General features: G+C 45.8%; 13 protein-coding genes. 6 read left to right on the forward strand and 7 right to left on the reverse strand.

Annotated elements, in window-relative coordinates; genetic code table 11:
• Positions 1-154 precede the first annotated feature (154 nt).
• A complete protein-coding gene (locus K5Q99_RS03900; protein ID WP_220776106.1) occupies positions 155-1,942 on the reverse strand; it encodes a DUF3413 domain-containing protein in 1,788 nt (595 codons plus the stop codon).
• Positions 1,943-2,008: 66 nt separating this feature from the next.
• Entirely contained in the window at positions 2,009-2,227 is a 219-nt protein-coding gene (locus K5Q99_RS03905; protein WP_011847036.1) for a YejL family protein, read from the reverse strand.
• Between the two features lie 77 nt (positions 2,228-2,304).
• Here K5Q99_RS03905 and yejK point away from each other — a divergent pair, with 77 nt between their 5' ends.
• Positions 2,305-3,333 carry a nucleoid-associated protein YejK gene (yejK, locus tag K5Q99_RS03910; RefSeq protein ID WP_107947919.1) on the forward strand — a complete coding sequence of 343 codons (1,029 nt, stop codon included), beginning with the start codon at positions 2,305-2,307 and terminating at the stop codon, positions 3,331-3,333.
• Between the two features lie 156 nt (positions 3,334-3,489).
• On the opposite strand, the gene K5Q99_RS03915 is transcribed toward yejK, so the two are convergent.
• Complete coding sequence (locus tag K5Q99_RS03915; RefSeq protein WP_220776107.1) at positions 3,490-4,488, reverse strand: cytochrome-c peroxidase; 999 nt, start codon at positions 4,486-4,488, stop codon at positions 3,490-3,492.
• A 482-nt stretch (positions 4,489-4,970) separates the two neighbouring features.
• Between K5Q99_RS03915 and K5Q99_RS03920 the strand changes: the two genes are divergently transcribed.
• Positions 4,971-5,843, forward strand: coding sequence for a 6-carboxytetrahydropterin synthase (locus K5Q99_RS03920; protein ID WP_106650772.1), 873 nt, complete (start codon positions 4,971-4,973; stop codon positions 5,841-5,843).
• Positions 5,844-6,258: 415 nt separating this feature from the next.
• Positions 6,259-7,122 carry a M23 family metallopeptidase gene (locus K5Q99_RS03925; protein WP_220776108.1) on the forward strand — a complete coding sequence of 288 codons (864 nt, stop codon included), beginning with the start codon at positions 6,259-6,261 and terminating at the stop codon, positions 7,120-7,122.
• A gap of 151 nt (positions 7,123-7,273) precedes the next feature.
• Here K5Q99_RS03925 and K5Q99_RS03930 read toward each other — a convergent pair whose 3' ends face one another.
• The 3 genes from K5Q99_RS03930 to K5Q99_RS03940 form a co-directional block, all read right to left on the reverse strand.
• Positions 7,274-7,534 carry a DUF5062 family protein gene (locus K5Q99_RS03930; RefSeq protein ID WP_106650770.1) on the reverse strand — a complete coding sequence of 87 codons (261 nt, stop codon included), beginning with the start codon at positions 7,532-7,534 and terminating at the stop codon, positions 7,274-7,276.
• Between the two features lie 307 nt (positions 7,535-7,841).
• Positions 7,842-8,537: a VOC family protein gene (locus tag K5Q99_RS03935; RefSeq protein ID WP_220776109.1), complete on the reverse strand. Its 696-nt coding sequence runs from the start codon at positions 8,535-8,537 to the stop codon at positions 7,842-7,844.
• Positions 8,538-8,712: 175 nt separating this feature from the next.
• Entirely contained in the window at positions 8,713-9,225 is a 513-nt protein-coding gene (locus K5Q99_RS03940; RefSeq protein ID WP_106651838.1) for a L,D-transpeptidase family protein, read from the reverse strand.
• Between the two features lie 172 nt (positions 9,226-9,397).
• Here K5Q99_RS03940 and K5Q99_RS03945 point away from each other — a divergent pair, with 172 nt between their 5' ends.
• Complete coding sequence (locus K5Q99_RS03945) at positions 9,398-10,252, forward strand: ion transporter (protein ID WP_106650768.1); 855 nt, start codon at positions 9,398-9,400, stop codon at positions 10,250-10,252.
• 47 nt (positions 10,253-10,299) lie between these two features.
• The gene (locus K5Q99_RS03950) at positions 10,300-11,847 is read left to right on the forward strand and encodes an MATE family efflux transporter (RefSeq protein ID WP_220776110.1); all 1,548 of its coding nucleotides are present in this window, start codon (positions 10,300-10,302) and stop codon (positions 11,845-11,847) included.
• Between the two features lie 231 nt (positions 11,848-12,078).
• On the opposite strand, the gene K5Q99_RS03955 is transcribed toward K5Q99_RS03950, so the two are convergent.
• A complete protein-coding gene (locus K5Q99_RS03955; RefSeq protein WP_220776111.1) occupies positions 12,079-12,276 on the reverse strand; it encodes a DUF2986 domain-containing protein in 198 nt (65 codons plus the stop codon).
• Positions 12,277-12,615: 339 nt separating this feature from the next.
• Here K5Q99_RS03955 and yqfB point away from each other — a divergent pair, with 339 nt between their 5' ends.
• The gene (gene yqfB / locus K5Q99_RS03960) at positions 12,616-12,936 is read left to right on the forward strand and encodes a N(4)-acetylcytidine aminohydrolase (protein ID WP_028759694.1); all 321 of its coding nucleotides are present in this window, start codon (positions 12,616-12,618) and stop codon (positions 12,934-12,936) included.
• Positions 12,937-12,938: the final 2 nt, after the last annotated feature.

Below are 12,938 nucleotides of genomic sequence, written 5' to 3' on the forward strand. Positions count from 1 at the left end.
TACTCTGATATTAATCTCTTATAGTGAGCTTTGAGCTGGGATTAGTGCGGTATTGAGAACTGGACTCTGACTTTTAGGCACTCATCCTGCCGTGTAGGGAATAAAAAAGCCCCAATCCGCAGGGAATGGGGCTTGTTCGAGAAAAGGATTGAGACTAGTGATTATAGAAACGTCGACCTTCGCGCATCACTTCAATCAACTCTGGCGCACTCATTTTCTTATTGAGCCTATGTTCATAGTTTTCATCGTAAATACGGTATTTGCCGTGGCGGTCAATCACTGTCACTTCCGCTTCTTGATAGATAGCAAAAATACGGCTATCACCTATGTAGATCCACGTTTCTTTACTCGGTTGCAATAAGCTGCGGCCAGCGCTGTAATCTGTGGTGTTATTGGTGCAGCCGAGCACGTGGGTCATCAAAGTCGGCGCTATGCCGTAATGGCTGGTGCGGTATTTGACCTTAGACGCGCCCGTATTAGGCCAGTGGATCACTAAGGGCACTTTGACACTCTGTGGTGACAGGTTGCGATTCGCTTCGTCACTGTTACTGGTGAACATCTTGCCATTTACCCCAGTGATAATCACTAAGGTGTCGTTGGGCACATTGGCCAGCATTGCCTTAAGTTGTTGATCGACAAAATACAGTGATTGGCGATATTGATTAAACAGCACCTTTTGCGCTGGCATAAGGTCGGGATTGGCTTTCACGGTTTCAATGCCAAGGAAACCCACAGGAGTATCGAAATTTTCCGGCGCTTTTAAATTAACGAGCGCAAACCAAGGTTTATTTTGGATGCTGTGCCACTCGTTAAAACTGGCCACTGTGTGCAAGTCGGCATCGGCGCTGCCATTGGTTTCTTTAGCTATCACAGGATTGAAGTCATTAAACATTGCCTGTGACGAACGCAAATTAAGATTGGTTTCTGGCAGGAACAATCCCAGTTCATAACCCGCTTGCTGGAAGCTTCGGGTCATTAGCGGACTGGTGCTATTAAAAATTCGCGCATCGCCATAACTGCCTTGCAGGCCATAGAGTAGCGAAAACATGCCCGTTCTAAATTGGTTGCCGCCGCTGAAATGCTGGGTAAAAGATTGATTATTTTCAGTGTATTGCTGCAAGAATGGCATGCTTTTGCCATCGACCATATCGGCACGCAAACTATCGATGGTGATCATCAACACATTGATTTTAGTGTCAGCTTGGCAGGTCAGTGGCTGCTCTGGATAGCTGAGTACACTGGTATTGTGATTGACGTCATCGCCTTGGTATGAACCATCGATACCGTGACTTTCCATAAAGGAGCGAGCAGTCGCGGGATAAGATAAAGGATAAGTATCGTCGAAACGGGTAATTTCTGTGATATCGGCGGCATCGGCCCAAATGTGGATCAAGTGGCTGCTGATAAAACAGATACACACTAAGGTGATAACTTTATTGCCTAAATTGAGTTTTTGGATCTTCTCTATGCGTTTCCACAAAAAATTGGCCATGGTCAGTTCAATGGCGATGATGGCCAACGGGGTGACGATATAAGAAGTACCACGGAGCAGGGCATTGAGATCCGCCCAAGCTAAATCGAAGGCGAAGGGGCTCAAGTGCATGCCGTAATCGGCGTAAACAATCGTATCGTACAATAAGATACAGAGACTTAGAGTCGCGATTACCGCCGCGACACCTCTTAATATCTTTGAATAAGGCAATATCAAGGTCAGTGGGAACAGACAGATCAAATAGGCGATAAAGGCGAGAAAGCTAAACTGACCAATAGTGCTGACGCTCAGATAAAACCAGCCATACCAAGTTTCTGGATACCCCACGCTGCCAAGGTATCGGCTGCCGACTATCATGGCTAATAAGCCATTGAAGAAGGCGAACCAATGCCCCCAGTTGATGAGCCGGGAAACCCGATCGCGGCTCATTTGCTTTTTTCGCTCGACCATAGTGATCCGCTTATTCCTAAAAGGCCTTGTATCTTATATTCTTTTGATGATTATTACCCAGTTAACTTACTGGGATTTAACCGATTGTGCGAGTGCTTTTGCAAATTGTTCGGCCACGGCTTGGCGCGATTCGCTGGGCACTTTACGTTCTAGCAGGTTAGTCACGCAGTTACCCAATGCCATCAGGCTCAGGTCAGTCGGTGCTTTATGCTTTTCTAACACAGCCAATATTTCGGCGATTAATGATTCAACTTGGGTGTTTGAGTATTTCGATTGGATTGCCATAATCAAAAAATGTTTCACTTTGGAATGGATTAGCGGCATATAATAGCGGATTTATCCCAGTATCACTATCAGGGCTTATGAGTATTAACATCGAACACGCAATTATTCACGAGATTTCTCAGGACAGTCAGGGGCAATTGCGCTGCCGTTTGCGTCCTCAACCTCTGCTGAACGGTCAGGCGGTCGAGATGATGCTCGACGAGCTGCATCAGACTTATACGGGAAAGGCCGGTAAAGGTTTTGGCTATTTTGGTATCCATGGCGACGACGGTGAGGCCAATCCTGCTTTTGCCAATGCGCTAACTCAATACCGTGGCGGCGATTTAGGATTTGTGGAGTTTTCCGGTCAAGCCAGTAAATTACTGCAAGAAGAATTGTCGAAATACGATTTCAGCCAAGGCGGTTTTTTGCTGATGTCTTGCTACACCAGCATCACCAGCGATTATTTGTTTGTCGCCTTATTAAGTGCTAAGTCATCGATGACTGTGCTAGACGATATGGAACTGTCGCAAAATAATCATTTGGATTTAAACAATATTCAACTGGCGGCACGTATCGATTTAACCGAGTGGCAAGCTGATAAAGACTCGCGTAAATACATTTCCTTTATCCGTGGCCGCGCGGGACGTAAAGTGGCCGACTTTTTCCTCGACTTTATGGGCTGCGTCGAAGGTGTCAACACTAAGGCGCAAAACAAAACCTTAATGAATGCGGTTGAAGATTTTGTTGCCAGCAGTGAGTTGACGAAAGACGAGCGTCAGCAGTGCCGTAATAAAGTGTTTGAATATTGCAGTGAGCGCTTCGATGAAGGCGCTGACATTGAGATCAAAGACTTGGCCGATGAGTTAGCCGATCAAGGTATGGATTCTTTCTACGATTTTGCCCGTGGCGGCAGCTATGATCTCGATGAAGAGTTTCCGGCCGACAAATCGACTCTGCGCCAATTGAAGAAGTTTTCTGGTACGGGTGGCGGCGTAACCTTAAGTTTTGATGGCGGCCACTTAGGCCAACGGGTGATTTACGATCCCATTTCGGACACGATTTTAATCAAAGGCGTGCCAGCAAACTTAAAAGATCAGCTCGACCGTCGTCTTAAAGGCGAATAGCACTTAATTAATCCATCGTTTTTTAAGCGAACGAATAACCCAAGGCCGAGCGTGTTGACTCTCGGCCTTTTTGCTAACCCAATCACCAAATCACTAAGTGTCGCGCTGACTTAGTTTCTAAGTGAGAACTTCTTAGTCAGTGACTCGTTGCCTATGTTAATTATTGGAGCTAAATGGCACAGGACGTGGCGTATCTTTATTCGATGGTGGCAGAATCGGCAGCGTGATTTGTGGCTGTTCGCCTGTTAAGGCTTCAAGGAAGGCGACCATTTCTTTCACTTCTTGGTCAGAGAGTTTTTGCCCTAATTGAATGTCTGCCATGGTATTCACCGCTTCTTCCAAGGTCCAGACGCTGCCATCATGGAAGTAGGGATAGGTGAGCTCAATATTGCGTAGTGTCGGCACTTTAAACACAAATTTATCAGCTTCTTTACCTGTGACGCCCTTACGACCTTCTGCAGGATTATTGGTGTGGAACGGTTTGATGAGGCCCATTTTCATATACATAGTGCCACCGACGGCGGGGCCATTATGGCAACTCACGCAACCTTTATCCTTGAAGAGTTGGTAACCTGCTTTAGCATTCGCGCTGATGGCATCTTGTTTGCCCAGAAGAAATTGATCGAAGGGGCTATTAGGGGTGACTAAGGTTTTTTCAAAGGTGGCAATTGCATCGGTTAAACGGTCAATTGTGACTTTGTCATCGCCATAAACCTTGGCGAAGTGCGCTCTGTAGGCTGGCATAGAGGCGATAGTTTCAGTTGCGAGTTCATGGGTAAAGCCCATCTCTTTCGGGTTGGCGATAGGGCCCGCGGCTTGTTCTTTCAAATCACTGGCACGACCATCCCAAAATTGAGCCAGCATAAAGTCGGCATTTAGCACTGTGGGCGAGTTAATTGGGCCTTCCTGCCAATGGTGACCAATGGATGTGGGTAGAGCATCGACACCACCAGTGGATAAATTATGGCAAGAGTTACAAGAGATAAAGCCAGATTTAGACAGTCTGGGTTCGAAGAACAGCATTTTACCTAATTCAACTTTTTCAGGTTCAGTGATTTTGGCGGCTGTGATCACTTCGATCTGTTCTGCACTGATAGCATGGGTACTGGCTAACATACCTGCGATGAAAATGGCGATAGATGTAAGTTTGGTCATCTTATTTCTCCCTATATAACCTTTGTTTTTGTATGGTTTAACAGGGATGCTAGCGGTTAATAAGGCTGAGTGATAATGCTTTGTTTCGATTGGGTCTATCGCTGTTGCGGATTAAGCTTTTGCGATCTAATTCTCTGTTTTTATTCTGTTATTTTGCTAGGTTGAACTGTGTTCCTGTTAAGGCTTTATCTGTTAATCGACAAGGTCGATGCATTGTTGCTTTCTGTCTAACGACATTTGATGGTTGCAATGAGTTACATTGCTGGATTTTCGACTACCTGATATACACATCTGATACAAACATCTGAGACAAAATATTGAACCGAGTGGATTCATTTGTCGCGACAACAGACGGAATTGATTAGAATCTCTGTTCATGTTGAGTTGACTCGTGTTGAGTGCCTCAAGTTAGCACGCTCGGCCATCGCCAAGCGGTGCTATAAAATTACATAGGTGGACTGTTTTTCTGCCGAGGAGCGTTAATGCAATTGTTTGTCAAAGATTTAACTGTGATCGATTTTTCCTATTTGTGCCCAAAGCGCGGCATGGTGGGGGAGAGTTGGATTGTCGATGTTCTGCTTGAGGGCGGATTAGACGAGCAAAACATGGTGCTCGATTTTGCTAAAGTCAAACGTACGATCAAGCAGACTATAGATGCGGTGGCCGATCATCGTTTATTAGTGCCTACGGCCTGCAGTAGTGTGCGATGGCAGCAGCAGGGCGATAGAGTGTGGATGGATTTTGATAGTCAGTTAGGTGAAATTCATTTGGCCTGTCCTTCCCAAGCCTTTGCCTTAGTGCCGACCGAAGAGATTGATATTCCGAGCGTGAATGCCTTTTTACAGAAAGCGTTACGTGAAGCTTTACCTAAGAATGTCGAAGGGATCACGCTCACCCTGAGACATGAAATCCTCGATACGCCTTACTACCATTACAGCCATGGTTTACGTAAACACGATGGTAATTGTCAGCGTATCGCCCATGGACATCGTAGCCCTATTCACGTTTATGAAAATGGCAGCCCAGCACCAAAGTGGGATGAGTATTGGGCCAAGCGATGGCACGATATTTATTTGGGCAGTGAAGAGGATTTAGTTTCAGTTGACACTCTCAATCTTTCGTCGCAAACACGGATCACCGATAGCAGCCATTATGGTTTTCACTATCAAGCGCCCCAAGGGGATTTCCAATTGGCAATGCCAAAGGAATGCTGTGATTTAATTCCCCACGACACCACGGTTGAGTTGTTAGCCGATTATATTGCCACGACATTAGTCGCTAAAGTGCCTGGAAGTCAGTTTAAAGTGGTGGCGTTTGAAGGTGTAGGTAAAGGCGCGATTGTGTCTAAGGGATAAGCGCTAAGTTTGGGTAGCTAAGTTTAGGTAAATAGAGCCGAGTAAATATAAATTACTTGCTGAATGAGCCTCGGCTGATTGTCGGGGCTTTTTTGTGTCTTCATAACCTTAGATAAAGCGCGATTGCTATTGTATGCAATACATCATTAGGTATTTGCGCCGCTGTGGATCGATTTTTAGGGCGGGTTAGGTTAACGTGACGCATGGATTTAATCGGTCAGAGTTTAGTGATTCAGTGTTAGCGATAAGTTAGTGGTGTGCTGGTGATGCGTTAGTGTCGTGCAGAACGCATTCAATGGGCATTGCCCTGAGTTGACCATCGATAAGGATTTTTGTGAAGATGTCCAAGAGTAGAATATTAGGAACTCAGATTTTGGAAACTATTGGTTTGGGAAACGTTTCGGGAAGAAATAAGATGTTGGGAAATCGTTTAACGGCATGGTTAACCTTGGGCCTAGTGCTCATTGTGCCTCAGGTGCAAGCAGCGGTGACTTTGCAAGGCAAGTTAGAGCAAGGCGCATTAATGCGGGGTCAAGCGACAGCGGGCACTCAGATTAGCTTAAATGGTGAAGCCATTAAGGTCACGCCTGACGGTCATTTTGCCTTTGGTTTTGATCGTGACGGTGAATTGAGCCAGCAGCTAACCTTGGTTTATCCCGATGGTTTGACTGAGGTTAAGCCTTTAACTTTGGCTAAGCGTGAGTACGATATTCAAAGTGTCAAGGGCATTAGTTCTAAGATTATGAAGCCCGATCCCGTCGCGCAGGAAAGAGCGGCGAAAGACACGGCGCAGGTAAAAGCAGCGCGGGCAACATTTAGCGAGCAAACGGCCTTTTTACAGGCGTTTATTTGGCCGCTGACGGGGCGTATTTCCGGGGTTTATGGTAGCCAACGTATTTATAACGACGTACCCGGTAATCCACACTTTGGTGTGGATGTGGCGGCGAAAACCGGCACTGTCGTGGTAGCGCCCGCCGATGGTGTTATTAGTCTTTCTGTGCCTGACATGTTTTATTCGGGTGGGACTATGGTGATCGACCATGGCTATGGCGTAAGTTCGAGCTTTTTGCACTTGAGTAAGCTGTACGTCAACGCGGGTGAAGCGGTAAAGCAAGGTCAAGCCGTGGCAGAGGTGGGCGCAACAGGTCGTGCTAATGGCCCGCATTTAGATTGGCGAGTGAACTGGTATCAAATGCGCCTCGATCCCACAACCATAGTGCCACCCATGGCAACAGTGTTAGCGAATGAGAAAGCCAGTAAAGCGGCTAAAAAGGGCTAGGTTCGATATCCAGCTCTGGCTCAATTAAATGGCGCTATGATGCGCCATTTTTTATGATTCTTATCGTTAGCACTCGACAAGTTGGATTCTTTATATTTGCTTTCACTGCCCGCTTGCAGATAATGAATTTCAACCGCTTAGCTCAAAAAGATTACTTCAATAATGGATGATCGGCAGGTAGCTGGCGGGTGATCCATAAAATCAGTTTGTGTTTCATGTTTGGCCCATCTTCTTTATCTTTGGCCAGTGGCTGGATTAAATTGTCTGTGACCAATAAACGGTAAATACATTCCACTTTATCTTTGGGCGAGATGCCTTTGTCGAAGTCCGCATATCCGCGTTTTTTGGCATAGCCAATCCCGATTTCCATGGCGAACTTCAATATTTGCGCTTCGTTCTTGTGTGGTTTCATTGGCGATCCTCTGTTTGCACATCGAATCCATCAAGTGGACTCGATAATGTATGCCTGATGGCATCTGCGAGTTATACGTCCTAAGTTACGCTAAATATGCTGGTTTCTAGATTTAATTTTGGCAATTTTTGACAAAACTACCAAAAAAAACGCCTAAAGATGATTTGGATACTGAGTCTGAACACTGAACCTGATTGATATAGTCATCAACAGATTTGTTCGTTAAGACAAGTGCGGTAAGTGCCAATGGAAATCTAAGCTCAATGTTATCTTCTTGCAGATATTAAGCCCGCCTAAAATAGGCTGTCTACGTTTGCTCGCTGGCGATCACTGCTTTTATGCCATGGGGATGCACTTTAATGCACACATCATCGCGCTTAAAGGCAATCGTCGGATTGGCTAAACGCTCTTTATCCCCTTTGGGCGAGCTCATCTTAATTTTTATCCCAGCAAGGGATGCTAAGCTTTGTGAGTTCAAGCCTTGTGAACTTAAGCCTTGTGAATTTAAGCCTTGTGAGCTTGACTGAACGGGCTCTGCAGTGTGCTCCGATGGCAGTAAGGCGCTGAGTTTGGGACATAGTGCGAGCAAATCTTGGCTCAGGGTATCGCAATCTTTGGCTTTAGAATCAATGACTAGCTCAATGTGTTCCCAGCCTTCCTGCGGATAGACTTTGTCGCTGGGGTAGGGAAGTTCGACACAGGCAATGCTAAATTGACCCAGCGTAAGTGGGATATCTAGTTCGATAATCAGAATCGTACGACCATTGATGATATTGTCTGAAATGATCTTACCGACGCGGCTAAAGGCATAGCGCAGCGCATCGGCACTGTCGATGGAATTGACGCGCAGCGCGACATGATCGCAAACCAGTGCTTTATCCGCTAAGTCTAAGGTTTCAAGCAAGGCTAAAATTTGTGCTTCGAAGGCGGGCCAGCTTTGGGTTAATTGCTCATAGCTGATGCTTGTGCTCTGCGGCGTGGCAGCTTCATTGGATGATGACATATAGGCTCCAAGGCATGTGTATTAGCGTTAGTTTTTATCCTTTACACAAAATCACGGGGATAATATGGCTAACGATATGATGTAAATGGCTAAATAAAAACGCCCATTAAGCTGGGCGTGTTTGATGTTGTGACATTATCTATTCGGCGTGTTGCCATGTCTAAGTAGGCTAAGGTTAGGGCCAAATTTCAATTGGCGTTCCTTCATCGACCACTTTCCACACTTCATCCATTTCGGCGTTGGTTATCGCGATACAACCGTCGGTCCAGTTGTATTGCTGGGCTTGTTCTGGCGGCAACGGCGACTTAGGGTTCTGACCGTGGATCATGATCATGCCTCCGGGTCTAATGCCTAAGGCTTTGGCTCTGAGTTTATCTTCTTCATTGGGATAGGAAATATGGATCGATTTATAATAGGCACTGTCGGGCTTTTTATAATCTAGGGTATAACGTCCCTGTGGTGTGCGTTGATCGCCTTCCTTTAATTTGTGTCCTGCGGGTAAGTCACCCATGGCAATGCGATATTGTTTGAGTATTTTGCCATCGCGCAATAAAGCCATACTGGATTCGGATTTTGTGATCACCACAAGATCCACTTTACCCATGCCTGAGGCATGTAATCCGGGTGAAACGAGTGCCGCGATAGTCACAGTGAGAGTGGTCAATGTGGAAAGTAGGGTGGCGCGCATGAATTCCTCGAAAATTAACACTAGTTGTTGGCTTTTTTCGGCATCATACCGCAATTTTATCCTGCTGTGAGTAGATAATTTTGAGCTGAATGCAATTGCATGGCAGACTCGTGGGATATTTATGATGTAATCCCAGAGTTACTCAGTTTGTTGCAAGGAAGTAAAAGCTTTTATGTCTGAAAACATCGAATCCGAAAGCCCACTAAAACGTCAATTACGCACCATTATTTTTGGCACTGATACTCCCGCTGGCCGCTATTTTGATATCGCCTTAATGGTGTGCATTGTGCTGAGTGTCGCTCTAGTGTTTCTCGATACGGTAGAAGTGTTTCATCGTGAATACGGGCAGATTATTCGCGTCTTGGAGTGGGTCTTTACGATTATATTCACCCTTGAATATGGCCTACGTTTGTATTGTGCGACTCATCCCGTGTTATATGCCCGCAGCTTTTATGGCATAGTCGATTTGTTATCTGTATTGCCAAGTTACCTCGCCTTACTGATCCCTGGTGCTAACTTTACCTTAGTCATCCGGATTCTCAGGTTATTCAGGATATTCCGCGTACTCAAATTACTGCGTTATTTGAGTGAAGGGAATGTGTTGCTTAGAGCCATGATGCAGTCGAGTCGTAAGGTCTTTATATTTTTCTTCTCGGTCAGTTTGATCGTTATGGTGCTCAGTGCGGTAATGTATGTTGTTGAAGGGCCTGATAATGGTTTTAGTTCAATACCTAAATCTGTCTACTGGACAATTGTGACTATTACTACTGTCGGTTACGGTGATATCACCCCAAAAACGGGATTAGGTCAGGCGATTGCCGCTTTTACTATGTTGATTGGTTACTCGATTATCGCGATCCCTACGGGGATTTTAACCGCGGAAATCTCCCAAGAAGTAGGGCGTCATCGAGATTTACGCTCGTGCAATCAATGCCATAAAACCGGCCACGATCTTGATGCCATGTACTGTAGCCGCTGCGGATGCGAGTTAGATAGCCTAGATGCCCCCGTTGAAAATGACGCTTAGTCATGGTTTTAGCTAACACTTATTATTTTTGCAGGTAACACACACGTATGACGCAAGCCAAGTTTGTTGAAGGCCCCATATTACGTCACATCTTAGTGATGAGTTCGACTGCCGCTGTGGGAATTTCTGCCTTATTTGTGGTGGATTTACTGGATATCTTTTTCCTGAGTTTATTGGGGGAGCATGAGCTGGCGGCGGCTGTGGGTTATGCTGGCAGCATCTCCTTTTTCACGACATCCATTGGGATAGGCTTATCAATTGCTTTAGGCGCTTTAGTGTCTCGCTCGATTGGCGCAAAAGATGTGGTGTTAGCAAAGCGGCTATTGCTCAATAGCGCCGTTGTGACAACGCTGATTAGCGTGCTGGTGGCCGCGGTGGTCACCACTTTCATCCCTGAGTTGGTTGCCTTAGTGGGCGCAAGTGGCCATACGGCTGAGCTCGCTGCCAGCTACTTGTATATCTTAGTGCCTTCCTTGCCTTTTATTTGTCTTGCGATGGCGCTAGGCGGGGCTTTGCGCGCCGTGGGTGATGCAAAGTTATCTATGATGTCGACCTTAGCGGGCGGCGGCGTTAATGCTGTACTCGACCCGATTTTTATCTTCTTGTTCGCCATGGGGATTGAAGGCGCGGCATTGGCATCCGTTTTAGCGCGGGTGGCGGTATTTTTAATTGCTGGCCGCGGCGTTGTAGTTAAGCATAAGTTGTTAGGTCATTTCGATAAGGCGCATTTTATCGCCGATCTAAAACCCATCTTTGCCATAGCGGGACCCGCTATGTTAACCAATGTGGCGACGCCTATCGGTAATGCCTTTGTGACCCGAGCCATTGCCGATTTCGGTGACGCTTACGTGGCGGGCTGGGCGGTATTAGGGCGTTTAATCCCTGTGACCTTTGGGATGATCTTTGCACTCTCGGGTGCGATTGGCCCTATTGTTGGGCAAAATTTTGGTGCGGGACAGTTTGACCGAGTGCGCGAGAGTTTAACCCGCGCCATCCAGTTTTGTGCTGTGTATGTGCTGGTAATGTCTCTATTGCTGTTTGCGCTTAAGTCACATTTGGTCAATGTGTTTGATATGAAGGGCGATAGCGCCGATCTTATCCACTTTTTCTGTAGTTATATTGCGGTTTTCTTTATCTTTTCGGGGATTTTATTCGTGGCTAATGCGTCCTTTAATAACCTCGGTAAGGCTAAATATTCCACCTTGTTTAATGTTGGTAAAGCCACCTTAGGCACAGTGCCCTTTGTGTATTTGGGTGCACTTTGGGGCGGGGTTTATGGCGTGTTGATTGGGCAAGTTTTAGGGTCTATTTTGTTTGGTACTTTAGGTGTGTGGGTTGCCTACCGTTTAGTGGATAAAGTGGCGGCGCAGGCCCAGTTGTCCGCGATGGTGAATGTTGGCGGTATCAATGCCGCTCCCCGTAATGTTGAGCTGAGTGAAGAGGAGGAAATCGCGAACTGTGTGGCTGAGAACCTGCCGAGTGCGACCAATCCACTTTCATCTTCTTGCGTGCAGATGGCGCAATTAACCGAGGAGCAAGAGACTGAGTCGGTATTGCCAATAACGTATTTAGAAGAAGGCAAAAAGCCGAACTGACTTTAGCAGTTAATGGTTCACCTGTTTTAGTGACGCTCCAAACTGTCAAATAACGTTATTGAATCAAACATAAATACTCCAGCTGCTTCACCGCGCACCGTTAGGAATACAGAAAAACAAAATGCCACAAGTTTGCTTGTGGCATTTTGTTTTAAGCGGCGTTTGCAGTTAATCGAGTCGGGTTAACAATGCAAAAATAGGCCGCTAGAAAGCGTTATTCTGCGGTACTGCTTATTCTTCAATGCTTGGCGTGTCTTTTTGGCCTTCGACTTGTTCAGTCGAGGCTTCTAATGCCGCCATTTTTGCGCGTTCGGCCTTAGAGATGTAACCTGATTTTGCTGGCGAGCCGATAGTTACTGGGTCGACTTTATTCAGTCTGGCCTTAGCGCGTTTAGCAATTTTCTTGATGATCTTTTGTTTCTTGTTCATGACGTCTCTAATTTCGTTTCGCACCCGCTATGCGCAGGAATATGAGGCCAAGGGCTCAATTGAGGGCGGATTCTAACTCAATCTGAGCGAACTGACCATGTTTTGCTGAATTTTGTCGAAAACAACGGCTACTCTTTGGGAACTAGTTTTGCTAAATGGCGTTAGCATAACAATTTGACTTAAACGGCGCTGTTAGTATTTCACACGACAAATGCTACAAATTCTGCGGTATAGGCTGTCAGTGTGGATCAAAAGCCATTATATTGCCTAGCATTATGAGTTTGAAAAATTGACTCTAATGTTATTTTTATTGCTCATATCCTGAGCCGAGGAAGATGTGTGTTATTAACTAAAATCACTTTTTTTGAGCGCTTTGAGCACGATATATTAAGTGGCACTAAAACCATTACATTGCGTGATGAAACGGAATCCCATGTGATTGCAGGTCAAACGCTTCCCGTTTCAACCTTCGAAACCGACCGCTGGTTTTGTGATATCCATATTATTGATGTCGTGCCTATTTTATTTTCTGATCTGTCAGATCAACATGCCAAGCAGGAAAATATGTCACTCTCTGAGCTTCGTCGGGTGATTAACGAGATCTATCCTGGACTTGAACAGTTGTTTCAAATTCAGTTTTGTGTGGTGAGAGAAAAATAAAA

Origin of the sequence: Shewanella hafniensis, assembly GCF_019655335.1 — a bacterium.
Classification (GTDB): Bacteria; Pseudomonadota; Gammaproteobacteria; order Enterobacterales; family Shewanellaceae; genus Shewanella; species Shewanella hafniensis.